This is a genomic window from Pseudomonas sp. IT-P171, from assembly GCF_949767765.1.
In the GTDB taxonomy this organism is placed as follows: Bacteria; Pseudomonadota; Gammaproteobacteria; order Pseudomonadales; family Pseudomonadaceae; genus Aquipseudomonas; species Aquipseudomonas fluorescens_B.
Window position 1 is genome coordinate 36163 of record NZ_CATKQN010000006.1, and the last position, 26801, is coordinate 62963.

25 protein-coding genes and 1 pseudogene are annotated in these 26801 nt (G+C 59.8%); 17 read left to right on the top strand and 9 right to left on the bottom strand.

Going from position 1 to position 26801, the window contains the following annotated elements:
• Positions 1-141 precede the first annotated feature (141 nt).
• The 3 genes from ACM6I5_RS05135 (at position 142) to ACM6I5_RS05145 (ending at position 1339) form a co-directional block, all read left to right on the top strand.
• The gene (locus ACM6I5_RS05135) at positions 142-585 is read left to right on the top strand and encodes a hypothetical protein (protein WP_031318228.1); all 444 of its coding nucleotides are present in this window, start codon (positions 142-144) and stop codon (positions 583-585) included.
• On the top strand, positions 585-884 hold the full coding sequence (locus tag ACM6I5_RS05140) for a type II toxin-antitoxin system RelE/ParE family toxin (protein ID WP_017335919.1): 300 nt from the start codon (positions 585-587) through the stop codon (positions 882-884). Before ACM6I5_RS05135 ends, ACM6I5_RS05140 begins: the two co-directional genes overlap by 1 nt.
• 101 nt (positions 885-985) lie before the next feature.
• Complete coding sequence (locus ACM6I5_RS05145) at positions 986-1339, top strand: DUF1493 family protein (RefSeq protein ID WP_017335918.1); 354 nt, start codon at positions 986-988, stop codon at positions 1337-1339.
• A gap of 143 nt (positions 1340-1482) precedes the next feature.
• On the opposite strand, the gene ACM6I5_RS05150 is transcribed toward ACM6I5_RS05145, so the two are convergent.
• Positions 1483-3024, bottom strand: a complete 1542-nt coding sequence (locus tag ACM6I5_RS05150) for a phosphoenolpyruvate carboxykinase (RefSeq protein WP_017335917.1) — start codon at positions 3022-3024, stop codon at positions 1483-1485.
• 182 nt (positions 3025-3206) lie between these two features.
• Positions 3207-4109 carry an Hsp33 family molecular chaperone HslO gene (hslO, locus tag ACM6I5_RS05155; protein ID WP_017335916.1) on the bottom strand — a complete coding sequence of 301 codons (903 nt, stop codon included), beginning with the start codon at positions 4107-4109 and terminating at the stop codon, positions 3207-3209.
• A gap of 101 nt (positions 4110-4210) precedes the next feature.
• Between hslO and ACM6I5_RS05160 the strand changes: the two are divergent.
• A pseudogene (locus tag ACM6I5_RS05160) lies at positions 4211-4447 on the top strand (phosphoesterase); the annotation flags it as partial.
• 212 nt (positions 4448-4659) lie between these two features.
• Here the strand turns inward: ACM6I5_RS05160 and ACM6I5_RS05165 are convergent.
• On the bottom strand, positions 4660-5067 hold the full coding sequence (locus ACM6I5_RS05165) for an RNA-binding S4 domain-containing protein (RefSeq protein WP_017335914.1): 408 nt from the start codon (positions 5065-5067) through the stop codon (positions 4660-4662).
• A 116-nt stretch (positions 5068-5183) separates the two neighbouring features.
• On the opposite strand from ACM6I5_RS05165, the gene ACM6I5_RS05170 reads away from it, so the two are divergent.
• The 3 genes from ACM6I5_RS05170 to rimK are packed head-to-tail and all read left to right on the top strand — an operon-like array spanning position 5184 to position 7361.
• The gene (locus ACM6I5_RS05170; RefSeq protein WP_017335913.1) at positions 5184-5963 is read left to right on the top strand and encodes an EAL domain-containing protein; all 780 of its coding nucleotides are present in this window, start codon (positions 5184-5186) and stop codon (positions 5961-5963) included.
• Positions 5964-5997: 34 nt separating this feature from the next.
• Positions 5998-6459, top strand: coding sequence for an ATP-dependent zinc protease (locus tag ACM6I5_RS05175; RefSeq protein WP_193393014.1), 462 nt, complete (start codon positions 5998-6000; stop codon positions 6457-6459).
• The gene (gene rimK, locus ACM6I5_RS05180) at positions 6456-7361 is read left to right on the top strand and encodes a 30S ribosomal protein S6--L-glutamate ligase (protein ID WP_007949201.1); all 906 of its coding nucleotides are present in this window, start codon (positions 6456-6458) and stop codon (positions 7359-7361) included. The genes ACM6I5_RS05175 and rimK overlap by 4 nt, the downstream gene beginning before the upstream one ends.
• A gap of 129 nt (positions 7362-7490) precedes the next feature.
• Here rimK and ACM6I5_RS05185 read toward each other — a convergent pair whose 3' ends face one another.
• Together ACM6I5_RS05185 and ompR are read right to left on the bottom strand one after the other, a co-directional pair.
• On the bottom strand, positions 7491-8804 hold the full coding sequence (locus ACM6I5_RS05185; protein WP_017335911.1) for an ATP-binding protein: 1314 nt from the start codon (positions 8802-8804) through the stop codon (positions 7491-7493).
• Positions 8805-8907: 103 nt separating this feature from the next.
• Complete coding sequence (gene ompR, locus ACM6I5_RS05190) at positions 8908-9648, bottom strand: two-component system response regulator OmpR (RefSeq protein WP_008149284.1); 741 nt, start codon at positions 9646-9648, stop codon at positions 8908-8910.
• A 360-nt stretch (positions 9649-10008) separates the two neighbouring features.
• On the opposite strand from ompR, the gene ACM6I5_RS05195 reads away from it, so the two are divergent.
• From ACM6I5_RS05195 to tauD, 7 genes are all read left to right on the top strand, one after another.
• Positions 10009-12333, top strand: coding sequence for a Tex family protein (locus ACM6I5_RS05195; protein WP_414883313.1), 2325 nt, complete (start codon positions 10009-10011; stop codon positions 12331-12333).
• On the top strand, positions 12333-12716 hold the full coding sequence (locus ACM6I5_RS05200) for a PaaI family thioesterase (protein ID WP_017335909.1): 384 nt from the start codon (positions 12333-12335) through the stop codon (positions 12714-12716). Before ACM6I5_RS05195 ends, ACM6I5_RS05200 begins: the two co-directional genes overlap by 1 nt.
• 272 nt (positions 12717-12988) lie before the next feature.
• A complete protein-coding gene (gene gshA, locus ACM6I5_RS05205) occupies positions 12989-14572 on the top strand; it encodes a glutamate--cysteine ligase (RefSeq protein ID WP_031318224.1) in 1584 nt (527 codons plus the stop codon).
• Between the two features lie 304 nt (positions 14573-14876).
• Positions 14877-15854 (top strand): taurine ABC transporter substrate-binding protein, encoded by a 978-nt coding sequence (tauA, locus tag ACM6I5_RS05210; protein ID WP_414883314.1) that lies wholly within the window; start codon positions 14877-14879, stop codon positions 15852-15854.
• 16 nt (positions 15855-15870) lie between these two features.
• Positions 15871-16665, top strand: a complete 795-nt coding sequence (tauB, locus tag ACM6I5_RS05215; RefSeq protein WP_414879888.1) for a taurine ABC transporter ATP-binding subunit — start codon at positions 15871-15873, stop codon at positions 16663-16665.
• Positions 16662-17495 carry a taurine ABC transporter permease TauC gene (tauC, locus tag ACM6I5_RS05220; protein ID WP_414883315.1) on the top strand — a complete coding sequence of 278 codons (834 nt, stop codon included), beginning with the start codon at positions 16662-16664 and terminating at the stop codon, positions 17493-17495. The genes tauB and tauC overlap by 4 nt, the downstream gene beginning before the upstream one ends.
• 54 nt (positions 17496-17549) lie before the next feature.
• A complete protein-coding gene (gene tauD, locus ACM6I5_RS05225; RefSeq protein WP_414883316.1) occupies positions 17550-18392 on the top strand; it encodes a taurine dioxygenase in 843 nt (280 codons plus the stop codon).
• Positions 18393-18555: 163 nt separating this feature from the next.
• On the opposite strand, the gene mgrA is transcribed toward tauD, so the two are convergent.
• Both mgrA and ACM6I5_RS05235 read right to left on the bottom strand, forming a co-directional pair.
• Positions 18556-19593, bottom strand: coding sequence for an L-glyceraldehyde 3-phosphate reductase (gene mgrA / locus ACM6I5_RS05230; RefSeq protein ID WP_017335903.1), 1038 nt, complete (start codon positions 19591-19593; stop codon positions 18556-18558).
• A gap of 163 nt (positions 19594-19756) precedes the next feature.
• Positions 19757-20647 (bottom strand): LysR family transcriptional regulator, encoded by an 891-nt coding sequence (locus tag ACM6I5_RS05235; RefSeq protein ID WP_017335902.1) that lies wholly within the window; start codon positions 20645-20647, stop codon positions 19757-19759.
• A 131-nt stretch (positions 20648-20778) separates the two neighbouring features.
• Between ACM6I5_RS05235 and ACM6I5_RS05240 the strand changes: the two genes are divergently transcribed.
• Positions 20779-21519: an SDR family oxidoreductase gene (locus ACM6I5_RS05240; protein WP_414883317.1), complete on the top strand. Its 741-nt coding sequence runs from the start codon at positions 20779-20781 to the stop codon at positions 21517-21519.
• A 94-nt stretch (positions 21520-21613) separates the two neighbouring features.
• Positions 21614-21874 (top strand): hypothetical protein, encoded by a 261-nt coding sequence (locus ACM6I5_RS05245; RefSeq protein WP_017335900.1) that lies wholly within the window; start codon positions 21614-21616, stop codon positions 21872-21874.
• Positions 21875-21876: 2 nt separating this feature from the next.
• On the opposite strand, the gene betT is transcribed toward ACM6I5_RS05245, so the two are convergent.
• Together betT and epsC are read right to left on the bottom strand one after the other, a co-directional pair.
• Positions 21877-23832 carry a choline transporter BetT gene (gene betT, locus ACM6I5_RS05250; protein WP_414883372.1) on the bottom strand — a complete coding sequence of 652 codons (1956 nt, stop codon included), beginning with the start codon at positions 23830-23832 and terminating at the stop codon, positions 21877-21879.
• A gap of 532 nt (positions 23833-24364) precedes the next feature.
• Complete coding sequence (epsC, locus tag ACM6I5_RS05255) at positions 24365-25291, bottom strand: serine O-acetyltransferase EpsC (RefSeq protein ID WP_017335898.1); 927 nt, start codon at positions 25289-25291, stop codon at positions 24365-24367.
• A 192-nt stretch (positions 25292-25483) separates the two neighbouring features.
• Here epsC and ACM6I5_RS05260 point away from each other — a divergent pair, with 192 nt between their 5' ends.
• Positions 25484-26482 carry a D-cysteine desulfhydrase gene (locus ACM6I5_RS05260; RefSeq protein WP_414883318.1) on the top strand — a complete coding sequence of 333 codons (999 nt, stop codon included), beginning with the start codon at positions 25484-25486 and terminating at the stop codon, positions 26480-26482.
• Positions 26483-26801: the final 319 nt, after the last annotated feature.

Consider the following 26801-nt stretch of genomic DNA (forward strand, 5'->3'; position numbering starts at 1 on the left):
ACAGGGTATGCCAGCCTCACTGTGAGCTGGCTGCCCACGAAAAAGGATACTAATTCCTACATCCTTAATGGAGACAGAAGATTGCAAACTATTATTGATTGCGTAGCATGTGAGCCACTGATCAGCCATAGGCTCCTTCTTATGACAACCGAAACGATTGATCACAGCGCACTCGTCAAACTGGTTGAAAGCGACGCTGTTAGCGCCATTCACATCGTAGCCAAGCAAGGTGGTTGGGCGATTCAGGTCCAACATGGATCAAAAAAGCATTCTCTGGCAGCGCAACGCAGCCAGCAAATACGCCTATTCAAACGACTCGAAACCCTAGTGATCTATTTGCAAGGAATAGGCATCAATCATTTCGATGTCGACGCTTCGAGCTATGACCCCCTTCAAGTAAAAACCTATTCTCGCCCTGACCGCTCCGACGCAATGAAGCAAGTTCACGAAGCGGCTGCTTACGAGGAGTGGTTCAGGAAACAGGTTCAGGCCAGCATTGATGATCCTCGGCCAAGTGTTAGCGACGAAGAGGCGCGCCGAATCTTTGCTGCCAAACGTGATGCCATACGTCAACGGGCGCGCTGATGCGGGTAGTTTGGCGCCCCTCGGCGCTGACTGACCGGGATAACATCATGAATCATATTTGTCAGGACAACCCTGACGCGGCCCTTGTTTTAGACGAAATCTTTGAGCTCAAAGCAGACCAAGCACGTCAGCGACCAAAGCTGTATAGAAGGGGTAGAGTTTTTGGTACTCATGAAATCGTCGCCACATCGAATTACATCATGGTCTACATGGTCCTGGATGAAACGGTAGAAGTAGTGCGGATACTGCATGCTAGACAGAAGTGGCCGTGGACTGAGTCAACCGCAGGGTCATCTTGAGTCCTGAGGGCTTCAAGAGCTCTGAAGGACCTACTCAACAGCGCGTGTCAGGAGGCGCTGATAAGCATCGGCGCCAGCCTTGCCTTCAACTGGACTCAATCATGAACCTCGCTTCCAACTTCCCCGACGATCACGCCATGCACCTGCTCATGCAGTTGCTGCACGAAGAACTCGGCCTGCCCGAACGCAAAACTATCAGCCTCAACACCTCGATCAACTTCGACCTGGGCTGTGACGGCGCCGATGCGCGAAACCTGATGGAAGCCCTGGAAGAACAGTTTGGAATCGACTTCATCGACTACGACGCTTATCGCTACTTCCAACCGGAAGGGTTTGATGTGTTTCAAAAGCGCCGGGCGAAGGGGCGCGGTGACAAAGTCCCGCTAACCATCGGAATGCTTTACCAAGCGATCAAAGTGCAACGGTGGGAGACACAGGAATTGGAAGGCATCTAGCCGAACGCGTAAGTGCCATTATTCTGGTCGTTTAGTGCCTTTTCGGTTGGAATAATGGCAGTTACGGTGTGCCTGACAGCCTGAATTGCACATACAAAAAAGCCGCCCCAAAGGGCGGCTTTCTCATTCCATCAAACCAGCTCTCACAACTTCGGCCCAGCAGCCTTGATCGCGTCGCTCACTTCGAACTTCTTGAAGTTCTCAACGAACAACCCGGCCAGTGCTTTAGCGGCTTCATCATAAGCAGCCTTGTCAGCCCAGGTATTACGTGGGTTCAACAGGCCAGTCTCAACGCCCGGTACGGCCAGTGGCACGTCGAGGTTGATGGTGTCGAGGTGCTCGGTTTCAACACCGATCAACGCGCCGCTCTGGATCGCTGCGATCACGCCGCGAGTGGTCGGGATGTTGAAGCGTTTGCCGACGCCGTAGCCGCCGCCGGTCCAGCCGGTGTTGACCAGGTAGACCTTGGAGCCGAAGCCGCGGATGCGCTTGATCAGCAGCTCTGCGTATTCACCGGCCGGACGCGGGAAGAACGGAGCGCCGAAGCAGGTGGAGAAGGTCGACTTGATGCCGCTGCCGGAACCCATCTCAGTCGAGCCCACCAGTGCGGTGTAGCCGGACAGGAAGTGGTAGGCCGCTTGTTCTTCGCTGAGGATCGAGACGGGCGGCAGGACGCCGGTCAGGTCGCAGGTCAGGAAGATCACAGCGTTTGGCTCGCCACCGAGGTTTTTCTCGGAACGCTTGGCGACGTGCTCCAGCGGGTAGGCGGCGCGGCTGTTCTGGGTCAGGCTGACATCGGCGTAGTCGGCGTGCTTGGCGTCGTCGATCACGACGTTTTCCAGGACGGCGCCGTGCTTGATGGCTTTCCAGATGACCGGCTCGTTCTTCTCCGACAGGTCGATGCACTTGGCGTAGCAGCCGCCTTCGATGTTGAAGACAACGCCTTCGCCCCAGCCGTGTTCGTCGTCACCGATCAGGTAGCGGCTTTCGTCGGCGGACAGGGTGGTTTTACCGGTGCCGGACAGGCCGAAGAACAGGGTCACGTCGCCGGCTTCGCCGATGTTGGCGGCGCAGTGCATCGGCAGTACGTCGGCAGCCGGCAGCAGGAAGTTCTGCACCGAGAACATGGCTTTTTTCATTTCGCCGGCGTAGCGCATGCCAGCGATCAGCACTTTCTTCTGGGCGAAGTTGAGGATCACGCAACCATCGGAGTTGGTGCCGTCACGCTCTGGCACGCATTCGAAGTTGGCAACGTTGAGCACTTGCCACTCATCACGGCCAGCCGGGTTGTATTTTTCCGGGTTGATGAACAGGCAACGACCGAACAGGTTCTGCCAGGCAGTCTGGGTGGTCATTTTCACGGCCAGGTAGTGGTCTTCAGACGCACCTACATGAACGTGGGAAACGAAATGCTCTTGCGCGTTGTTGAACGCCTCGACGCGAGCCCACAGGGCATCGAACTTGTCGGCCGGGAACTTGCGGTTGATAGGGCCCCAGGCGATCGCGGCCTGGGTGGTCGGCTCTTCAACGATGAAACGGTCGACTGGCGAGCGGCCGGTACGGTGACCGGTGCGAACAACCAGTGCGCCAGTGTCGGCAAGCTCGCCTTCACCGCGATTCAGAGCTTCTTTTACCAGATCATCAACACTCAGATCGGTGTACACGGCGTTATTGGCTTGCGTCATGAGATTCCCCGTCGGCCAGTGGCCGAGTGTGCTCCAAACGTTTTGTAGTAGAAAGTCGTGCACTACTACCGCGACAAAAAGTGGGCCGGATTATGCCAGAAACGCCCAAAAATAGTAGGGCCCTCCCGTCAGAACGGCGTTATTCCGGCGCTATCCAGTGAATTTACCTGCGCTGAACCGTTTTAGTGCCGGGTATCTGACGGCGTCTCGACACCTGCGCCAGCGAACAATTGACTGATATCGGCGGCGTCGAACAGGTAGCGCTGGTTACAGAACTGGCAATCGATCTCGATGTGGCCACCGTGTTCGATGACCAGTGCCTGGGCATCTTCCTGACCCAAACTGACCAGTGCATTGGCAGAACGTTCGCGCGAGCAGCTGCAACGGAAGCGTAGCTTCTGCACATCAAACAGCCGAACCTGCTCTTCGTGGTAGAGGCGATGGAGCACGGTTTCGTTGTCCAGGCTGAGCAATTCATCGGCGGTCAGGGTGCCGGCCAATGCAGTGACATGCTGCCAACTGGCGGCGCGTTCTTCTTCGTCTTTCAGACGGTCGGCGGGCAGTTGCTGCAGCAGCAGGCCCCGGGCGCGACGGCCATCGGCGTACAGCCAGAAACGCGTACCCACCTGCTGGGACATGACGAAATAATTGGTGAAGCACTCCGACAGGGTTTCGCCATCCAGGTCGACGATGCCCTGGTAGCGCTGGCCTTGGGTCGGGTCGACGGTCAGCGCCAATACACCGTTGGGCATCAGGTCGGCGAGGGTTGCGTCGGGGGCGATCTGGTCGGCCTCGTAACGGGCCAGGCCACGGATTTCGCGCTCGCTGGAACATTCGATCATCAGCAACGGCACCGGGCCATCGGAGCGGGCCTGGAGAATCAGCAACCCATCGAACTTCAAGGTGCCGACCAGCAACGAAGCCGCGGCCATCAGTTCGCCGAGCAGTTGTTTTACCGGCTCCGGGTACGCGTGTTTGGCGAGGACTTCGGCGTAGCTGCGCTCCAACGACACCAGCTCGCCGCGGGTGTCGCTGTCATCGAAGATGAAGCGTTGGGTGTAGTCGGTATCCGGTAGCTCGGTCATAGGTCTGGGTATCTGAAGTAATGACAAATAATTGCAGAACGTGAAATTGCGCCTACACGGCACCGTTTTGGTGCGCGACGTTCAGCCAAGGGAGGCATTTTATGAACAATCCGGGTTTGTTCCAAGCAAGGTGGAACACCCGCCGGTTGGCGTTCTGCAATGTTGTGCCTCTGGCACTGCTGGCCTTCTGGTTATGGCCTACGGGTCAAAGGCTGTGTGTGATTTTCGACGAGTGGCTGTTTCACCCACTCAATTCGCCGCTGGCGACTCACCCGATATGGCTGCACAGCTGGGCAATTGCAAGTCTGCGCCCGTTCGATGCGGTGGTCGGGATGATCTAGCTTCACTGGTGATCCGGGGGCTGGCGTTGTTCGGACTGCTGGGAAAAATGCCGATGGTTTCGCGGATGAGTGTGGTGTAGCGCTTCGGCTGGGTAACGCGGTGATCCTGAAAGACCGCAGCCTTCGGCAGCGCCTACATGGGAATGCGTACACCCGTAGGAGCTGCCGAAGGCTGCGATCTTTTTGCAGGCAACACACATCTGCCAGCCCTACTCGTCGTTACTGCTCCCACGAAACTTAAACAGATCCCGCCGCTGTTTCTTGCTCGGCTTGCCATCGGTGCTCACGCCCAACGAACCGGCCTTGCGCATGGCCGCAGCCGCTTCGCGCTTGGCGATGCTGGCTTCGGTTTCGGCGTACAACGCCTGAGCCTCCGGCGCGCCACGGCGCACGATCGACAACGCCTGGACCACCACCGTGCGCTCCTCGAACCCGGTACGAATCTGAAACTCGTCGCCAATCCTGGGCTCCTTGCCCGGCTTGCAGCGCTCGCCCCGGCAATGCACCTTGCCGCTTTCAATCGCGGCCTTGGCCAAGGCACGTGTTTTATAAAAACGCGCGGCCCACAACCATTTATCGAGACGGACCTTGTCGTCTTCTTCCTGTTTTTGTGCCACTTGAATTCCTCTTTCCGCCAATAGTCGGAACTGTACTACCGTTTCTGTCGGGCGCAACAACCCGGCTCTCCAGATAGACTGTGACCAAGGCCGGATCCCCGGCATGGAGTGATCGAGTGACTATATTTCCGGCTTCATTGACCTCGCCTCAAAATGGTTGCCAGGGCTGTCAGCAAAGCGAGCCGCTGGGCTTCGACTTTGCCTTTGCCTACCAACCGATCGTCGACTTGCGGGATCAGTCGGTTTTCGCCCATGAAGCCTTGGTACGCGGCATCGCGGGGGAAGGCGCTCTGTCTGTGCTTGAGCAGATTACAGAAGCGAATCGCTACCGCTTTGACCAGCTCTGCCGGACTCGAGCTATTGCAGGCGCGGCTCGTCTAAACATGCAGACACACTTATCGATCAACTTCATGCCCAACGCTGTCTACCGCCCCGAACTCTGTATCCGCAGCACGCTAGAGGCCGCGAAAACACACAGCTTCCCCATCGACCGTCTGATTTTCGAAACCCTGGAAAGCGAGCACGTAGATAACTATCGCCATTTGACTAATATTCTGCGTGAATACCGCGAATTCGGCTTCAAGACCGCCATCGACGATTTCGGCGCGGGCTACTCGGGGCTCAATCTGCTGGCTGATTTCCAACCGGACCTGATCAAACTCGACATGGCGCTGATCCGCGATGTCGACCGCGATCGTGTTCGTCAGGCTATCGTTCGGGGGATTGTCACAATCTGTGCGGAGTTGGACGTTACAGTCATCGCCGAAGGCATTGAAAGCGCCGGAGAACGGGATTTCCTGGCGGACTGTGGAATTTTTCTGATGCAGGGTTACTGGTTCGCCAAACCTGCATTCAAAGCGTTGGCTCAGGTACCACCTGAAGCCTGGACGCGATAATCGCCGGTTTTTCCTATTGAAGACATTTGACCATTTGACCGTTATCGGTCTGCGCGAGTGGGTGGCGCTCCCGGATTTGGGAGTCGCGGGCCTGCGGGCAAAAATCGACACTGGCGCCAGCACCTCCAGCCTGCACGCCACCGACATCGAGCCGTTCGAGCGCGAAGGCGAGAGCTGGGTGCGCTTCACCGCGCACCTGGGCACGGTCGTGCAACTGCGTCACCGCCGCTGCGAAGCACCACTGGTGACGATGAAAACCATCAAAAGCTCCAACGGCCATGCGCAGAAGCGTTACGTGGTCAGCACCACCCTGGCCCTCGGTGATCGGGTCTGGCGGGTCGAGTTCACCCTCGCCTGTCGCAAGTCCATGCGTTATCGCCTGTTACTCGGTTCCAAAGCCCTGATCGACGGCCAGTTGGTGGTCAATCCGGGCATTAAATATGTACAAGACAAGCCGGTGTTCCCGGTATCTACCTCTTCCACAGGTGTTGCATGAAGATCGCTGTGCTGTCGCGGAACCCGCGTCTGTATTCCACTCGTCGTCTGGTCGAAGCCGGTACCGAGCGTGGCCATGAAATGGTGGTGATCGACACCCTGCGCGCCTACATGAACATTGCCAGTCACAAGCCGCAGATCCACTACCGCGGCAAACCGCTGGAAGGTTTCGACGCGGTGATCCCGCGGATCGGTGCATCGGTAACGTTCTATGGCTGCGCGGTGTTGCGCCAGTTCGAAATGATGGGGGTGTTTCCGCTCAACGAATCGGTGGCCATTGCCCGCTCGCGGGACAAACTGCGTTCGCTGCAATTGCTGTCTCGCCGTGGAATCGGTTTGCCGGTCACCGGATTTGCGCATTCCCCGGATGACATTCCCGACCTGATCGACATGGTCAACGGCGCACCGCTGGTGATCAAGGTGCTGGAAGGCACCCAGGGGATTGGCGTAGTGCTGTGTGAAACCGCGACGGCGGCGGAATCGGTGATCGAGGCGTTCATGGGCCTCAAGCAGAACATCATGGTTCAGGAGTACATCAAGGAAGCCGGCGGTGCGGACATTCGTTGCTTCGTGGTGGGCGACAAGGTGATTGCGGCGATGAAGCGTCAGGCCAAGCCCGGGGAGTTTCGCTCCAACCTGCATCGCGGTGGCAGCGCCAGCCTGATCAAGATCACACCGGAAGAACGCATGACTGCGTTGCGTGCAGCGAAAGTGATGGGTTTGGCGGTGGCGGGCGTGGATATCCTGCGTTCCAATCACGGGCCGCTGGTGATGGAAGTGAATTCTTCGCCCGGTCTGGAAGGGATTGAAACCACCACCGGAAAGAATGTGGCGGGGATCATCATTGAGCATCTTGAGAAGAATGGCGGGCCGAATATGACGCGGACCAAAGGGAAAGGTTAAACCCTGAGATTTATGGCGGTCGGAAGACCGCCTTCGCGAGCAGGCTCGCTCCCACAAGGGAAACGTATTTCAATGTGAGAGCGAGCCCGCTCGCGATGAGGCCTTAAGCCCCACTGACAATGCTGGTCTTTAAACCGCATCCCGCGGCAACATCAACCCAAGCGGTAACCGCACCCGCGCTTCCAGTCCGCCACCCGACCGGTTGCGCAACTCGACATTCCCACCATGCATCGAAGCAATCCGCTTCACGATCGCCAGGCCCAACCCGGTCCCTTTACCACCGCGAGCTCGATCCCCACGAGTGAACGGATTGAAGATCGCCTCCAGCTCCGACGGATCAATGCCCGCACCACGGTCCATGACGCTCAGCACCACGTAAGGAGCGCTCACATCCCCGGAAACATAAGCCGCCACTTCGACCCCACTGCCAGCATGATGCAGCGCGTTGCCGATCAGGTTGTTCAGCAGGCGCTTCATTGACACCCGACGCAACGGGAACGGCTGAATCGGCTCCAGGCGCAGGCGCACTTTCTCTTCATTCTGGTTGTACGGCGCGGCGACTTCACGCACCAGGTCGGTCAAATCCACCTCTTCCACCGATTCATCGCGACCATCGCGAATGAACGCGAGGAACTGGTCGAGAATCGCGTCCATGTCTTCGATGTCGCGCACCATGTCGTCCGTCAGGTCGCTGTGGTCGCCCATCAGTTCCAGGGACAGCCGCAATCGCGTCAGTGGCGTACGCAAGTCATGGGACACGCCGGCCAGCATCAGCTCGCGCTCGCGGCCGGCCTGTTCGACGTCTTCAGCCATCTGGTTGAAGGCGCGATACACCTCGGTCATCTCGCTTGGCGTATCGCTGATCGGCAGACGCACACTACGGCCCTGGCCGAGTTGCCTCGCGGCATAGACCAGGCGTTTCAAAGGTTGATTGAGTTGACTGACGAAGATCCACGCCGAGGCGGTGGACAGCAAGCCGATGGCAAGGAACCAGCCGAGCACGTTCCAGATTTTCTGGCCGCGCAAAGGATGCGGGTACAGCGGCACTTTCAGCCAGCCATCACCGAGACTGGGCGCCCGAACCCACAGGGCCGGTGGCGAGTGCATGCGCAATCGCACCTCGGTGTCGGCGCCAAGCTCTGCCTGCATCTGCCGCTGGTAGATCTCGCTGTAAGGCCAGTGTTGCTCGCCTTCCGGCACGCCGGCACCCACCACCCGGATCAGAGTCGCGGCTTCGGCAATCTTTTCACGGTTGTTTTCATCCGCCGCCCAATAGGCGCGTAGCGTCAGGGCGACGCCGTGGCTGTATTGGCGATCCACCAGCACGTCTTCGTTCATCAACAGATAAACCAGGGTCAGCGCCTTGGAGAACAGGACGACGATCAGCACCAGCCACAGGGTGCGGGAGAAGAAACTCTGGGGGAACCAAACGGGGGTTTTCATGGATAACCGCTACACACTTGCAGGAGCGAGCGATGCTCGCATATTGCGGATCGCGAGTCTGCGGACAACATCATCCGCACGACCCGCTCCTACAAATCGCCGATCACTTGGTGGCGGCGCCATCCGGAACGAACACGTAGCCCACGCCCCAGACGGTCTGGATGTAACGCGGCTTGGATGGATCGGGTTCGATCATCCGACGCAGACGGGATATCTGCACGTCGATGGAACGCTCCAGGGCATCCCACTCGCGGCCTCGGGCCAGGTTCATCAGTTTGTCGCGAGTCAGAGGCTGACGCGCGTTCATGACCAACGCCTTGAGCACCGCAAACTCACCGGTGGTGAGCATGTGCACTTCGTCACCGCGTTTCAGTTCGCGAGTGGCCAGCGACAGTTCATAGTCACCGAAGGTCACGCTTTCGTCTTCGCTGCCCGGAGCGCCCGGCACCGGAGCGGACTGACGACGCAGGACGGCTTTGACGCGCGCCATCAGCTCGTCCGGGTTGAACGGCTTGGCCAGGTAATCGTCGGCGCCCAGCTCCAGGCCCTTGATGCGGCTCAGCTCGTCGCCCTTGGCGGTGAGCATGATGATCGGAATCTGATTGTTCGCCGTGCGCAGGCGGCGGCAGGCGGTCAGACCGTCTTCGCCGGGCAGCATCAGGTCGAGGACGACCAGGTTGAACACTTCACGCGCCAGCAGGCGGTCCATTTGCTCAGTGTTCGGTACGGCGCGGGCGCGATAGCCCTTGCTGACGAAAAAGCGTTCCAGCAGGCTGCTGAGCCCCGGATCGTCGTCAACGATAAGAATTTTTTCGCCTTCAGCAATGTTTGCAGTGCTGCTCATTGGATGCTCCTTTGATCTCGGCGCGCATTATGGCGTAGCTGCCGTTATACGCACCGTGTGCATTGTTAGCAGATTTTTCCTTCACCGCCAGGAATCCGGGCATTGTGCCTACAGCCTGTGATGCCCCCGAATGACAGAACGCTGGTTATAATGCGCGGCCTTTTGTGTCAGGCAACGTCTGATCATTACTGCGGCAGCCGCTTTTTATTTTCAAGGCGCTGGCAGTATTTGTTCGATTTCACGGGTCAACGGGATGCCTGTTGATTCAGGTAGCGGCGCAGGCCAGGCCGCTCAACCAGACTCGCCGAGCCTTTATTCATGCGCCCGCGAGCCTGCTTTCACAATTTGTCAGGTGGTTTTATGGACAGCATCAACAGCCGCATCGCCGAGGAACTCGGCGTACGCCCACAACAGGTCGAAGCGGCCGTCGCGCTACTCGATGAAGGCTCTACCGTTCCCTTCATCGCCCGTTACCGGAAAGAAGTGACCGGCAGCCTCGATGACATCCAGTTGCGTCATCTGGAAGAGCGTCTGCGCTACCTGCGAGAACTCGACGAACGGCGCATCAGCATCCTTGCCAGCATCCAGGAGCAAGGCAAGCTGACCCCGCAACTTGAACGCGACATCAAGCTCGCCGACACCAAGACCCGCCTCGAAGACTTGTACCTGCCGTACAAGCAGAAGCGCCGCACCAAGGGCCAGATCGCCCTGGAAGCCGGCCTCGGCGAGCTGGCCGACGGCCTGTTCAACGACCCGACCCTGACGCCAGACACCGAAGCTGCGCGCTTCGTTGATGCCGAAAAAGGCGTCGCCGATGTGAAGGCTGCCCTCGAAGGCGCCAAATACATCCTGATGGAACGCTTCGCCGAAGACGCCGGTTTGCTGGACAAGCTGCGCAGCTACCTCAAGCAGGAAGCCACCCTCAGTGCCCGCGTGATTGCCGGCAAGGAAGAGGAAGGTGCCAAGTTCCGCGATTATTTCGAACATGATGAACCGCTGAAAAGCATGCCGTCGCACCGCGCGCTGGCGATTTTCCGTGGCCGCAACGAAGGCATTCTCAGCTCCGCGCTGAAAGTCGGCGACGAACTGCCGGGCACCATGCACCCGTGCGAAGGCATGATCGGCCAGCAGTTCGGCATCCAGAACCAGAACCGCCCTGCCGACAAATGGCTGGGTGAAGTGGTGCGCTGGACCTGGAAGGTCAAGCTCTACACCCACTTGGAAACCGACCTGTTGGGCGAACTGCGCGACGGTGCGGAAACCGAAGCGATCAACGTGTTCGCGCACAACCTGCACGACCTGCTGCTGTCGGCTCCGGCCGGCCCGCGAGCCACGCTGGGCCTCGACCCGGGCCTGCGCACCGGTTGCAAGGTCGCCGTGGTCGATGCCACCGGCAAGCTGCTGGATCACGCCACGGTTTACCCGCACGTGCCACACAACAAATGGGACCAGACCCTCGCGATACTTGCAGCCCTGTGCGCCAAGCACTCGGTGGACCTGATTGCCATCGGCAACGGCACCGCCAGCCGCGAGACCGACAAGCTGGCCGCTGAACTGATCAAAAAATACCCGGCCATGAAAATGACCAAAGTCATGGTGTCCGAGGCCGGCGCATCGGTTTACTCGGCGTCGGAACTGGCCTCCAAGGAATTCCCGGACCTCGACGTGTCGATCCGTGGCGCGGTATCCATCGCTCGTCGCTTGCAGGATCCACTGGCCGAGCTGGTGAAGATCGATCCGAAATCCATCGGCGTCGGCCAGTACCAGCACGACGTGTCGCAGCTGAAACTGGCGCGCGGCCTGGACGCGGTAGTCGAAGACTGCGTGAACGCCGTGGGCGTGGACGTGAACACCGCTTCCGTGGCGCTGCTGGCCCGTATTTCCGGCCTCAACGCCACTTTGGCGCAGAACATCGTCAGCCACCGCGACGAGCACGGCGCGTTCAAAACCCGGGCAGCGTTGAAGAAAGTCGCGCGTCTGGGCGAGAAAACGTTCGAACAGGCAGCCGGCTTCCTACGCGTGATGAACGGCGACAACCCGCTGGATTCGTCCGCCGTTCACCCGGAAGCCTATCCGCTGGTGCAGCGTATTGCCGCTGAAACCGACCGCGATATCCGCTCGCTGATTGGTGATGCGAGCTTCCTCAAGCGTCTCGACCCGAAGAAGTACACCGACGAAACCTTTGGTCTGCCAACGGTTACCGACATCCTGCAAGAACTGGAAAAACCGGGCCGTGACCCGCGTCCCGAGTTCAAGACCGCCGAGTTCCAGGAAGGCGTCGAAGACCTCAAGGACCTGCAGTTGGGCATGATCCTCGAAGGCGTCGTGACCAACGTGACCAACTTCGGCGCGTTCGTCGACATCGGCGTGCATCAGGACGGTTTGGTGCACATCTCCGCGCTTTCGGAGAAGTTCATCAAGGATCCGCGCGAAGCGGTGAAGGCCGGTGACGTGGTGAAAGTGAAGGTCATGGAAGTCGATATCCCGCGCAAACGCGTAGGCCTGTCGATGCGCATGAGCGACACTCCGGGCGAGAAAATCGACGGCGCCCGTGGTGCGCGTCCGGGGTCGGCACCGCGCCAGTCCCAGAACACTGCACCACGCAAGGAAACCACGGCGGCGGCCCCGGCCAACAACGCCATGGCTTCGCTGTTCGCCAACGCCAAGCAATTGAAGAAACGCTGATGGACATTCCGGCCGGGCTGACCGAAAGCGCTTTTTTCAAGTTGCTGGGATGTCGCTTGCACAGTCTGGAGGCCGGGGTGGCGCAAGTCGCCCTGGCGCTGGAACCAGAACTGCGCAATCGCGGCGGCAAGCTGCACGGCGGGGCCCTGTTCAGCCTGGTGGACATTGCCATGGGGCTGGCCTGTTCCAGCACCCACGGCTTTGACCAGCAGAGCGCGACCATCGAGTGCAAGATCAACTACATCCGCGCCGTCGCAGACGGTGAGGTGATGTGCACGGCGCGGGTGATTCATCCGGGTCGCCGCACGCTGGTGGTCGAAGCCGACGTGATGCAGGGCGACAAACTCGTCGCAAAAGCACAAGGCACGTTCGCTGTCCTGTAGATGATTGCCATCATTTTGAGTTAATTTCAGCGCAACGAATCCTGTGGGAGCGAGCCTGCTCGCGATGAGGGTGTGTCAGCCGACAAAAATGTTGCCTGACACTCCCTCATCGCGAGCAGACTCGCTCCCACAGGGATTGTGCGGTTACTGACTGACCGGCATATGGCCTGAGCGGCTCAAAAACCAGGCGAAAACGCCAGTTTCAACTTCACCCTTGTAGACCGTCTTGCCCACCCCCATATTGGGGCGACTGACGCGTGAAGGAATCCAACTTGAGCGAACTTCTCAACCGCCGCCTGGCTCTGCTCGGCGAGCGCGCTAACCTCTCTCTGCTCGAACAGTGCCTTCACGGCATCGAACGTGAATGCCTGCGCGTGACCGGCGAAGGTCGCCTGGCGCAAACGCCGCACCCGGAAGAATTGGGTTCCGCGCTGACCAACGAACAAATCACCACTGACTATTCCGAGTCACTGCTGGAGTTCATCACCCCCGCCCTGCCCGACCCGGCCGACACCCTGGCGAGCCTGGACAAGATTCACCGTTTTGCCTACAGCAAGCTCGGCAACGAGTACCTGTGGAGTCCGTCGATGCCGTGCCCGTTGCCGGCCGAGGAAGATATCCCGATCGCCTATTACGGCACGTCCAACATCGGCAAGCTCAAGTATGTTTACCGCAAGGGCCTGGCCCTTCGCTACGGCAAGACCATGCAGTGCATCGCCGGGATTCACTACAACTTTTCCCTGCCGGAAAAACTCTGGCCGCTGCTCAAAGAAGCCGAAGGCTTTGTCGGCACTGACCGCGACTATCAGTCGTCGGCCTACATCGCCCTGATCCGCAACTTCCGTCGCTACAGCTGGCTGCTGATGTACCTGTTCGGTGCCTCTCCAGCGCTGGACGCCGGTTTCCTGCGCGGTCGCTCGCACCAGTTGGAGCAACTGGACCCGGACACTTTGTACCTGCCGTACGCCACCAGCCTGCGCATGAGCGACCTGGGTTACCAGAGCAACGCCCAGGCCGGTCTGACGCCGTGCTACAACGATCTGACCAGCTACACCGACAGCCTGCGCAAAGCGGTAGCTACGCCGTACCCACCTTACGTTGAAATCGGTACCCATCAGGACGGTGAGTGGGTTCAGCTCAACACCAACATCCTGCAGATCGAAAACGAGTACTACTCCAACATCCGCCCGAAACGCGTGACCTACACCGGCGAACGACCGATCCAGGCGCTGGTGGCCCGCGGCATCCAGTACGTTGAAGTCCGTTGCCTGGACATCAACCCGTTCCTGCCGATGGGCATCGACCTCACCGAATCGCGCTTCCTCGATGCGTTCCTGCTGTATTGCGCGCTGAACGACAGCCCACTGCTGACCAATACTTCATGCGGCAACGCCACCTCGAACTTCCTCAGCGTGGTCAAGGAAGGTCGCCGTCCGGGCCTGCAACTGCAGCGCGACGGTCAACCGGTTGACCTGAAAGAGTGGGCTGGCGATCTGTTAGAGAAAATTGCACCACTGGCCGCGTTACTGGATCAGAGCCATGGCGGCGATGCGCACAGCAAGGCGCTGGATGCGCAACTGGCCAAGGTCAAGGACCCGTCCCTGACGCCATCGGCCCAGGTGCTGGCGGCGATGGCCGAGCACAAGGAAAGCTTCAGCCAGTTCTCCCTGCGTCAGAGCGAGGCCCACGCGGAATTTTTCCGCAGCGAGCCGCTTTCAGGCGAAGACCAGGCGAAATTTGAAGACCGTGCACGTACCTCGCTGGCTGAGCAAGTAGAGCTGGAACAGAACGAAGTCGGCGATTTCGATGTGTTTGTCGGTTCGTATCAGGCGAGCATTCTGGCAATCAGCAACTAACCTGCACACGCTCCCTCAGTCACTGCAAATCATTGTGGCGAGGGAGCTTGCTCCCGCTTGGCTGCACAGCAGCCGCACAACCAGACAACCCTGTTTTATCTTCCAGAATGCGATTGTCTGGATCGGGAGTCCTTCGGCCTCCCGCGGGAGCAAGCTCCCTCGCCACGAAAGCGGTCGACAACGACTCTCTCTTAGAATTTTCCGCTCATAAGCTCATTCGAAAAAGTTATTTATTTTCGGATTCTTATATCATTTAGTCTCGTTTTCACGCCGACTCTCGGTTCGTCTGAAAAGGAGCTTCCCAATGAAACTGAATTCCCCTCTTCGCCTCCTGGCAGCCGCGTCTTTGGCGGCGGCGAGTTTCTTTGCCCAGGCGGCTGACGTGACCGTCGCTTACCAGACCACCGTAGACCCGGCGAAAGTCGCCCAGGCCGACGGCGCGTACGAAAAAGCCACCAACGCCAAAATCGACTGGCGCAAATTCGACAACGGCGCCGACATCATCGCCGCCATCGCGTCCGTTGATGTGCAGATCGGTTACCTCGGCTCCAGCCCCCTGACGGCTGCGATCACTCGTAAAGTTCCCGTAGAAACCTTTCTGATTGCCACGCAAATCGGCGCCGCGGAAGCCTTGGTCGCCCGCGACGGGTCCGGGATCAAGACGCCGCAAGACCTGATCGGCAAGAAAATTGCCGTGCCGTTCGTTTCCACCGGTCACTACAGCCTGCTGGCCGCGTTGAAGCACTGGAACATTGACCCGTCGAAAGTCACGGTGCTCAACCTCGCGCCGCCGGCGATCATTGCGGCGTGGAAACGCGGTGACATCGACGCCACTTACGTTTGGGATCCGGCGCTCGGTGTAGCCAAGGAAAACGGCAAAGTACTGATCACCTCCGGCGAACTGGCCAAGTTCGGCGCACCGACTTTCGATGCATGGATCGTGCGTAAAGACTTCGCCCAGAAGCACCCGGAAATCGTCACCGCGTTCGCTAAAGTCACCCTCGACGCCTACGCCGATTACCGCAAGGATCCGCAAGCCTGGCTCGCCAATCAGTCCAACGTCGACAAACTGGTGAAGCTGTCCGGCGCCAAGGCCAGCGACATTCCGCTGTTGCTGCAAGGCAACGTCTATCCGCTGGCGGCTGATCAGGTGATCACCCTCGGTGCGCCGACCACCAAAGCCATCACCGACACCGCCGTGTTCCTCAAGGAACAAGGCAAAGTCGAGGCCGTACTGCCGGACTACGCGCCGTACGTCAGCGCCAAGTTCATCACCAACTGATCGGGAGTGAATCGCGATGGCTTTGCTACAGCTGGAGCGCATCAGCGCACAGTACCCTGGCAGCCCGGAACCGGTGCTGGCGGATATTTCCTTGAGCCTTGGCCCCCAGCAATTGCTGGTGGCCCTCGGCCCTTCCGGCAGTGGCAAGACTTCGCTGTTGAACCTGATTGCCGGTTTCGTCGAACCCAGCGCCGGGCGCATCACCCTTGATGGTGCGCCGGTCAAAGGCCCGAGCGCAGAACGTGGCGTGGTGTTCCAGGACGACGCGCTGCTGCCTTGGCAGGACGTGCTGGCCAACGTCGGTTTCGGTCTGGAACTGGCGGGTGTTTCCCGCGACAAACGTGAAAGCCGCGCTCGGGAAATGCTCGCGCTGGTGGACCTTTCCGGTTTCGAACATCGCCGCATCTGGCAATTATCGGGTGGCCAGAAACAGCGTGTCGGCCTGGCCCGTGCGCTCGCCGCCGATCCTCGCGTGCTGCTGATGGACGAACCCTTCGGCGCCCTCGACGCCTTCACCCGCGAACAGATGCAGGAGCTGCTGTTGCAGGTGTGGAAGCGCACAGCCAAACCCGTTTTCCTGATTACCCACGACATCGAAGAAGCGGTGTTTCTCGCCACGGACCTGATTCTGCTGGCGCCAAACCCCGGGCAAATCGTCGAGCGACTGAGCCTGGATTTTGGTCAGCGTTATGCCGCTGGCGAATCCGCACGGGCGATCAAATCCGACCGGCGCTTTATCGAAACCCGCGAACACGTACTCGCCAAAGTCTTCTCCCAACGCAGCGCCGCCACGCGGCAGGAGCGCGCATGAGCAGCTATGAAATTCCGGCAGTGACGGTGAAACCGGGTTCGACGGTCATTCCTGTTCGTCGCAGTGTGAGCACGCGCTGGATCAGCGTGCTGACCCTGGTCGCGCTGGTTGCCCTTTGGTGGGCCGTGACTGCTACCGGAATGATCGAGCCGCTGTTTCTGCCGCCACCGTCTGCCGTGCTGCAAAAGGGCTGGCTGCTGGTGACCACCGGCTACATGGATTCAACGTTGTGGCAGCACCTGGGCGCGAGCCTCGGCCGCATCGGTCTGGGCCTCGGCTTTGCCGTGCTGACCGCCGTGCCGGTCGGCATTGCGATCGGTGCCAACCGTATCGCGCGGGGCATTCTCGATCCGCTGATCGAGTTCTACCGCCCGATTCCACCGCTGGCCTATTTGCCGCTGATCGTCATCTGGTGCGGCATTGGCGAGCTGTCGAAAGTCTTGCTGATCTACCTGGCGATTTTCGCCCCGATCGCCATCGCCACCGCCACCGGCGTGCGCACCGTCGACCCGGCCAAGTTGCGCGCTGCGCAGTCTTTGGGCGCGACCCGGGCGCAGTTGATTCGCCATGTGATTTTGCCAAGCGCGTTGCCGGACATTTTGACGGGCGTGCGTATTGGTCTGGGGGTGGGTTGGTCGACGCTGGTCGCCGCCGAGCTGATCGCCGCCACCAGCGGTTTGGGCTTCATGGTCCAGTCGGCCGCGCAGTTTCTGGTTACCGACGTGGTGGTGCTGGGGATTCTGGTGATTGCGCTGATCGCCTTTGCCATGGAGATGGGCCTGCGTGCTCTGCAACGCAAACTGGTGCCGTGGCACGGCCAGGCTCACTAAAGACTTGTCATTGAACACGCCGACAGTTCGGCACCCCGGATTAAGAGAACCACCATGAGCCACCTGACAATCGTCTCTCTCAGCTACGCGCTCGGCGCGCAAATCAGCGGCATCGACATCAGTCAGCCGCTGACCCTGGAACAGCGCAATGCCATCGAGCAGGCGCTGCTCCAGTATCAGGTGCTGTTCTTCCGCGACCAGCCGATCACGCCGCAGCAACAGGCACGGTTCGCCGCCCATTTCGGCGACCTGCATATTCATCCGATCTACCCGAATGTACCGGAACAACCGGAAGTGCTGATCCTCGACACGGCCGTCACCGACGTGCGCGACAACGCGATCTGGCACACCGACGTGACCTTCCTCCCGACCCCGGCGATGGGTGCGGTGCTCAGCGCGAAATTGCTGCCGGAGTTTGGTGGCGACACGTTGTGGGCCAGCGGCATTGCGGCTTATGAAGCGTTGTCAGCGCCGATGAAGAGTTTGCTTGAAGGGCTGACCGCGACTCACGATTTCACCCGTTCGTTTCCGCTGGAACGCTATGGCAATACGCCTGAGGCGCTGGCTCAGTGGGAAGAAGCACGCCGCAGGAATCCGCCGCTGTCGCACCCGGTGATCCGCACACACCCGGTGAGCGGGCGCCGGTCATTGTTCGTCAATGAAGGCTTCACCTCGAAGATCAATGAGCTGTCGGAAACCGAGAGCGAGGTGATTCTGAAATTTCTGTTCGCCCATGCCACGCGGCCGGAGTTCACCATTCGCTGGCGCTGGCAGAAGGACGACGTAGCGTTCTGGGATAACCGCGTGACGCAGCATTACGCGGTGGATGATTACCGACCGGCGCGGCGAGTGATGCAGCGGGCGACGGTGTTGGGGGATGTGCCGTTTTTCAGGTAAATCCTGATTTTTCCATTGACTGTACTGGCCCCATCGCGAGCAGGCTCGCTCCCACAGAGTGATCGGCCGGCCACACATTTTGTGGTCAACCCCCAACCACTGTGGGAGCGAGCCTGCTCGCGATAGCGGTCTAAAAGGCGCCAAAGATTCTGGCGCCAAACCCTTACTCAGCCGTCGAAGGTTTCTCCCAAAGATTGATCCCGCCCTCCTGGGCAAACCGGTCAATCTCCGCCAACTCCTCCACAGTGAAGCTCAAATTCTTCAAGGCCCCGACGTTCTCGATGATCTGCTCCGGCCGGCTCGCACCAATCAGCGCCGAGGTCACCCGCGGATCGCGCAGCGTCCACGCCAGCGCCAGTTGCGCGAGGCTCTGGCCGCGACGCTTGGCGATTTCGTTGAGCCCACGCACATGGGCGATGTTGGCCTCCGACAGATGCGAGGACTGCAAAGAACCACCGCCCGGACGATTGACCCGCGCGTCCTTCGGAATGCCATTGAGGTATTTGTCGGTCAACAGGCCCTGCGCCAACGGCGTGAACGCAATCACGCCGGTGCCCAGTTCGTCGGTGACCTCCAGCAGGTCCTTTTCTACCCAGCGATTGAGCAGGTTGTAGGCCGGCTGGTGAATCAGCAACGGCACTTTCCACTCTTTCAACAGCGCCGCCATCTCACGGGTTTTCACCCCGGAATACGACGAGATGCCGATGTACAGCGCCTTGCCCTGCTGCACCGCCGTAGCCAATGCGCTGGCAGTTTCCTCCAGCGGAGTATCCGGATCGAAACGGTGGGAATAGAAAATATCCACATAATCCAGGCCCAGGCGCTGCAGGCTCTGATCAAGACTGGCCAGCACGTATTTGCGCGAACCGCCGCCCTGCCCGTAAGGACCGGGCCACATGTCCCAACCGGCCTTGCTGGAAATGATCAGCTCGTCGCGATACTGCTTGAAGTCTTCGCGCAGCAAACGGCCGAAGTTGATCTCGGCGCTGCCGTACGGCGGGCCGTAATTGTTGGCCAGGTCGAAGTGGTTGATCCCCAGATCGAACGCCGTGCGCAGCAACGAACGCTGGGTGTCGATCGGCGTGCTGTCGCCGAAGTTGTGCCACAGGCCCAGGGACAACGCCGGCAGCACCAGACCGCTGCGGCCGACGCGGCGGTAAGGAATGGAGTCGTAGCGGTTTTCGGCAGCGGTGTAGGTCATCGAATCCTCTCTTGTCTGTCTTGAAGTTGGCATCGACTGCTTCGCAAGTTGCCCAGCATACGCCCAGACAAACGTCGATAAACCTCCGACTCGAGGAAATGCTGAAACGTTTCACATTATTCATCTTCGGCGGTACAACCATCGCCAGGATCGCAGCCTTCGTTCAAACGGCCCCCGCAAACACCTCCCCCAACCAATCCACAAACACCCGAACCCGTGGCGACAGGTGTCGGTTGTGCGGATACAGCACTGAAACCGGCATCGGCGGCGGAGGGGTGTCGATGAGGATTTCCTGCACCAGCCCCTGAGCAATCAGCGTTGCCATTCGGTAATGCGGGCACTGGATCAAGCCCAGTCCGGCGATGGCCGACGCGGCATAGATTTCCGCGCCGAATACTGAAATCGCGCCGTCGATGGCCACTTCCTTCAGCTCGCCATCAACCATGAACTCGAATGGAAACAACTTGGCCGTGGTGCGCGAGACGTAGTTCACCGCGCGATGGTGTTTCAGGTCTTCGAGGGTTCTCGGTTCGCCGTATTTGCGCAGATATGCAGGACTGGCGCAGGTGATCTGCCGCAGGTTGGCGACACGCTTGCCGATCAGCGCCGAGTCGCCGAGGGTGCCGGCGCGCAGTACGCAGTCGACGCCTTCGGCAATCAGGTCGACAAAGCGGTCGGCCTCGCTGATGGACAGTTCGATATCCGGGTAACGGGCCATGAACTGCGGCAACGCAGGGATCACGAAGTGCTTGGCCAAGGTGCCATGCAAATCCACGCGCAATCGCCCCTTCGGCGCCACGCTGCGAAAGGCCAGCTCGGCTTCTTCCAGCTCTGCCAGCAACTGCACACAACGCAGGTAGTAAGCCTCGCCGTCCAGCGTCGGACGCACTTTACGTGTGCTGCGCTCCAGCAAACGCGTACCGAGCCAGGCTTCGAACTGATTCAGCGTGTGGGTCAGGGTTGCCCGCGGCAGGTTCAGGTCTTCGGCGGCCAGGGTGAAGCTGCTGCGCTCGTAGATCCGCACGAAAACCTTCATTGCCTTGACTTGATCCACGCTGAGCTCCGGAGCTTCGATTGTTGGCGATTATTGAACAGTCAAGGCAACTCTCGTGCATTTATCGGCCTGAGTAAACATGTGAATCTGGCTTCACCCCCCCCACCAACACCCCCAAAGGATTAACCGCCATGACTACTCAAACTTCGAAAGTGGCCATCGTGACCGGTGCCTCTCGCGGCATCGGCGCCGTCATCGCCAGACAACTGGCCAGCGAGGGGTTCGCCGTCGCCATCAACTACGCCAGCAGCGCCGCCGAAGCCTCCGGACTGGTCGTGGAGTTGCGTCAGGCCGGCCATCAAGCCATAGCGATCAAGGCTGACGTGGCCAATGCCGACGACGTGCGCCGGATGTTCGATGAAACCGAATCGCAGCTGGGCAAAGTCGATGTGTTGATCAACAACGCCGGCATACTCAAAGTGGTGCCGCTGGCGCAACACACGGACGAACTGTTCGACCAGAACTTCAACATTCACGCTCGCGGCACGTTCAACACGTTGCGTGAAGCGGCCACTCGCCTGAACAGCGGCGGACGGATCGTCAATTTTTCCAGCAGTACCGTCGGCATGAACCTGCCGGGCTACGCCGTGTACATCGCCAGCAAAGCGGCGGTGGAATCCCTGACTCAGGTGTTCGCCAAGGAAATGCGCGGTCGCCACATCACCGTCAATGCCGTCGCCCCGGGCCCGGTGGCGACCGATCTGTTCCTGCACGGCAAGAGCGAAGAACACATTCAAACCTTCGCCAGGATGCCGCCGCTGGAACGCCTGGCTCAGCCGGAAGACATCTCCCGCGTTGTGTCCTTCCTCGTCGGGCCGGATGCGGCTTGGGTCAACGGGCAAATCCTGCGGGTCAATGGCGGGTTGGTTTAAGCACGGAGAGCGCACCGACGCCTATGCTCAAAAGTGAGCAGGGAGACCGAGGGCGGCTGCACAGGCGACACCCACCTGACAGGAGGAACACATCATGCACACCACCATCATCATCTTCTTCGGCCTGGTCCTCCTCGCGCTGATGCTGTTCATCGGCGAGAAAATCGGCTTCGGTCGGCAGACCCTGACCTACAGCTTCATCGTCCTGTGGCTGGCCCTGACAATGATCAATGGCGCCATCGGCGTGGTCACTGCCGGCCAGCCCGTGACGACGGAACTGGTGGTCGGCAGTGTGGTGTTTGGTGTGCCGGTGGCAGCGCTGGTGCTGTTCATGGTGATGAGCAGCGAGACCTGACCTCAACGCACCAAATGCAAAAACTGCATGTGCCGCTCGTACTGATCGAGGATGTCGTTGATGACCTGCTCCTTGGTGTAGCCCACCAGATCGTAGTCCTGACTGCCCTCGCTCAAATGCACTTCGGCCCGATAATAACGACGATTGTTGAGCTCCTTGGAACCCATGCCGCCACGGGCGAAGGACGGCGTGAAGTAGCCACGCATCTGCACCTGATAGATGAACGGATGCTGCTCGCCGTGACCGATTTCCAGGCTGACGCTGTCGTTCGCCGGATCAGGCTGAGTGACCACGTTCAAGCCCTTCTCGACGAACACCGCCGTCACTTCTTCAATCGCCGGGCGCACCGTCGTGTCGAGGAAGCGATAGACCTCATCGCGCGACGGGAAATGCACCGCCTGGCTCAAACGCTGACGCCATCCGCCACGCCGGGAACCGGACACCGGCGCCAGGGAATGCAATTGGGCGATCTGCTTCTGTGACTCGAGATAAAACGCCTTGTGCAGACCCCACATCATCAGCAGCAAGATCAGCGAGAACGGCAACGACGTCAGCACCACCGCCGACTTCAGCGCGTCGATGCTGCCGGAGAACAGCAACGCACTGGTCACCAGCGCGGTCATCGCGCCCCAGAACACCCGCAGCCATTTCGGCCCGTCTTCATCCGGGTTGCCACCCTTGGCCGAGAGCGTCGACAGCACCACGGTGCCGGAATCCGCCGAGGTGACGAAGAACACGAAGCTGATGAACACCGTGACCGCAATCACGGTTTTGCTCCACGGGTAGGTTTCCAGCAGCAGGTAGAGGGTCATCGACGGGTTGTCGATGGCCGACATGCCGAGCGCGCTCATGCCGTGGTTGAGCACTTGGTCGATGGCGCTGTTACCGAAAATTGACATCCACGCCAGGGTGAAACCAAGCGGGATCAACAGCACCCCGAAGACGAATTCGCGGATGGTCCGGCCACGGGAAATCCGTGCGATGAACAAGCCCACGAACGGCGACCACGCGATCCACCAGGCCCAGTAGAACACCGTCCAGCCACCCAGCCAGTCGCTGGGTTTGTCGTAGGCGTAGAGGTCAAAACTCTTCATCGGCAACGCGCCGAGGTAGTCACCGATGTTCTGGATCAGGGTGTTGAGCAAGTGCTGCGTCGGGCCGGCGAACAACACGAACAGCAGCAGCGCACAGGCCAGCAGCATGTTGATGTCGGACATCACCCGCACGCCTTTATCGACGCCGGACACCGCGACGATGATCGCAGCGCCCATCATCAGCGTGATCAGGCCGACCTGAACCCACTGGGTGTGGGCGACGCCGAACAGGTAGTCGAGCCCCGAGTTGAGGTGCAACACCCCGAAGCCCATGTCGGCACCAAGGCCGAACACCGTGGCGATGATGCCGAAGCCATCCACCGCGTAACCGATCGGACCGTTGATGCGTTTGCCGATCAGCGGATACAGCGCCGAACGCAAGGCCAGCGGCAGGTTGTGGCGGTAGGCGAAATAGGCCAGCGCCATGCCGACGAAGGCAAACACGCCCCAGCCGTGCAGGCCCCAGTGCAGAAACAGAATCTGCATCGCCTGGCGCGCCGCGTCCGCGGTGCCGGCCTCGCCTTGGGGCGGTTGCGACAAATGGGTCAGCGGTTCGGACACGCAAAAGAAAAACAGCGTGATGCTGATCCCGGCGGCGAACAGCATGCCGGTCCAGGACAGGTAACTGAATTCGGGCTCGTCGTGGTCGGCACCGAGCTTGATCTTGCCGTAGCCGGACAAGGCGGTGACCACCACGAAGACCAGATACAGGGTCATCGCGAGCATGTAGTACCAGCCGACCGTGTTGGCCGCCCAGTTTTGCGCTTGCAGAAGCCAGGCGCCGGCCTGTTCAGGCATGGCGATGACGACGAGGCCGAAGAGCAGAATGAAGGTCGCGGCGAAGTAAAACACCGGCGGATTCATGCGGACCTGGCCGCTGGCGGGGGTAGACGGTGCACTCATGAAAGGTGCGCCTCAAGGGGGTGAAACCGGGCAATCAATAACGGACTCGGCAAGGGCAAGCCTCCTGTTGTGAGCGGGCAGCAAACCGGCGGTTTAACTTGAATGAGCGTTCAAGTTAAACATGAATAGGGTGCTAAGGACTAATCGCAAGGCTCGGCGGTACGGTGTGGCGAGGGAGCTTGCTCCCCCTGTGTCGCGAAGCGGCACCCCGGTTTTCGCCAGGAATGCGGCTGCTTCGCAACCGAGCGGGAGCAAGTTCCCTCGCCACAAAAACCTGTTGTGTACGCTAGCTCAAGGATGGGTATGACGTGGGGTTTGGGGGATTCGTTCAGTGGGGAATCAGTGAAATGCCATTATCTCGGTTCGGCTTGAAACCAATCGCGGGCAAGCCCACAGGTTTTGTGGCGTTCGCAAAATCCGGGTTCGACACAAGACCTGTGGGAGCGTGGCTTGCCCGCGAAGGCGTCAGCAAGACCACTGGAGATGTCGAGACTTACTTCTGCGCCCCATCATCATGCTGCAGATTCGCCTGCGTCAGGTTGCACCCCGCCGGCACACTGCGCGTCAGCCAGACGTTGCCGCCGATGGTCGAGCCCTTGCCGATGGTGATCCGCCCCAGAATCGTCGCACCGGCGTAGATCACCACATCATCCTCGACAATCGGATGCCGCGGATGGCCCTTCTGCAACTGGCCGTCTTCATCCGCCGGGAAGCGTTTAGCGCCCAGGGTCACCGCCTGATAAATCCGCACGCGCTCGCCAATGATGGCGGTCTCGCCGATCACCACACCCGTCCCGTGATCGATGAAGAAGCTGCGGCCGATTTGCGCGCCCGGGTGGATATCGATACCGGTCGCCGAGTGAGCGATTTCTGCGCTGATCCGCGCCAGCAACGGCAGTCCGGCGCGGTACAAGTGATGCGCGAGGCGATGGTGAATCACCGCCAGAATCCCCGGATAGCACAGCAACACTTCATCGACGCTACGAGCCGCCGGGTCACCGTGATAGGCCGCCAGCACGTCAGTGTCCAGCAAGCTGCGCAGCCCCGGCAGCGCCAGGGCGAAGTCCTGGATGATCTGGATCGTTTTGGCTTCGACTTCAGTGTCGGCCGAGGCGCTGTGGCGGGCGGCGTAACGCAATTCAAGCCGCGCCTGACCCAGCAACGCGTTCAGCGCAACGTCCAGCGTGTGGCCTACATAGAAGTCTTCACTCTCTTCACGCAAGTCCACCGGCCCGAGGCGCATCGGGAACAGCGCCCCGCACAGCGCTTCAAGAATCTCCGCCATGGCCGCTCGGGAGGGCAACTCGCGACCGCCCTGCTCGCCGCTGGCACGGCCGTTTTGCGCACGCCACTGGTCGCGCGCCGTGCGCAACTGGCTGACGATGGTCTGCAATTGCCAATGGCTGGAACGCTCGCTCACGGTAAAAACTCCACACGGGCGGCCGGAGTGTCTGGCCGCGCTGACGGCGATTACTTTACGGCAAGGTCTGGAAGCCGAATTAAGAACCGATTGTGCTGTGCTCAGCACTTTTGGCTATAAGTAATCTTGCCGGTTGCCCCTGCATATAGGCGTGCCTATAGTCCTGACATCTATCACCGCCAGTACGGACCCATGATCAAACAACAGCTCGCCCGCTTTGACCGCCTCGATCTGCTCGGCCACCCGACCCCTCTGGAAAAACTCGAACGCCTGTCGGCCTGGCTCGGCCGCGACGTCTACGTCAAACGCGACGACCTGACGCCGCTGGCGATGGGCGGCAACAAGCTGCGCAAACTCGAATACCTGGCCGCCGATGCGCTGGCCCAGGATGCGGACACGCTGATCACAGCAGGTGCGTTGCAATCCAACCACGTGCGCCAGACAGCGGCTCTCGCAGCGAAACTGGGCCTGGGATGCGTAGCACTGCTGGAGAATCCTCTGGGCACCGACGACACCGACTATGTCGGCAACGGCAATCGGCTGTTGCTCGACCTGTTCGATACCAAGGTTGAGTTGGTGGAAAACCTCGACAACGCTGACGAGCAACTGGAGGCCTTGGCCGCACGCCTGCGCAGCAACGGCAAAAAACCGTATCTGGTGCCGATCGGTGGCTCGAACGCGTTGGGCGCTTTGGGTTATGTGCGCGCCGGGCTGGAACTGGCCGAGCAGATAAAGGACACCGGTCTGAATTTCGCGGCGGTGGTATTGGCCTCGGGCAGCGCCGGAACCCACAGCGGCCTGGCACTCGCGTTGAGCGAAGTATTGCCGGATTTGCCAGTGATTGGCGTGACGGTATCCCGTAGCGATGAAGATCAGCGGCCCAAGGTCCAGGGACTGGCCGAGCGTACCGCGGCGCTGTTGGGCGTGAGCTTGCCGGACAGTTTCAAGGTCGAGCTGTGGGACGAATATTTTGCTCCGCGCTATGGCGAGCCGAATGCCGGGACGCTGTCCGCGGTGAAGCTGGTGGCGAGCCAGGAAGGTTTGCTGCTGGACCCGGTGTATACCGGCAAGGCCATGGCCGGTTTGCTCGACGGGATTGGTCGTCAGCGTTTTGATCAAGGGCCGATCATCTTCCTGCACACCGGCGGGGCGCCGGCGTTGTTTGCCTACAAGGATTCACTAACTGGCTGAAGAGCGTTTGTGGCGAGGGAGCGTGCTCCCGCTGGGGCGAGGAGCGCCCCCAAAATTTGCGCTGCGGTGTTTCATTCGAATCGCGGTGATTGGGTTTTTCGACTGCTTCGATGCCGAGCGGGAGCAAGCTCCCTCGCCACAGGGGATCGAACTGACCGTATATGCAACAAAAGAATAACAAACAGAATATTTATTATTTTCCTATCTAAAAGCGTCGTCATATAGTCACGCCGCAGGCGAATTTGCAGCGAGACGCATACGCTTCTTTAGGGCAGGATATTGCAGTCGTCCAAATCCCGATTTTGCCAACATTCCTAAA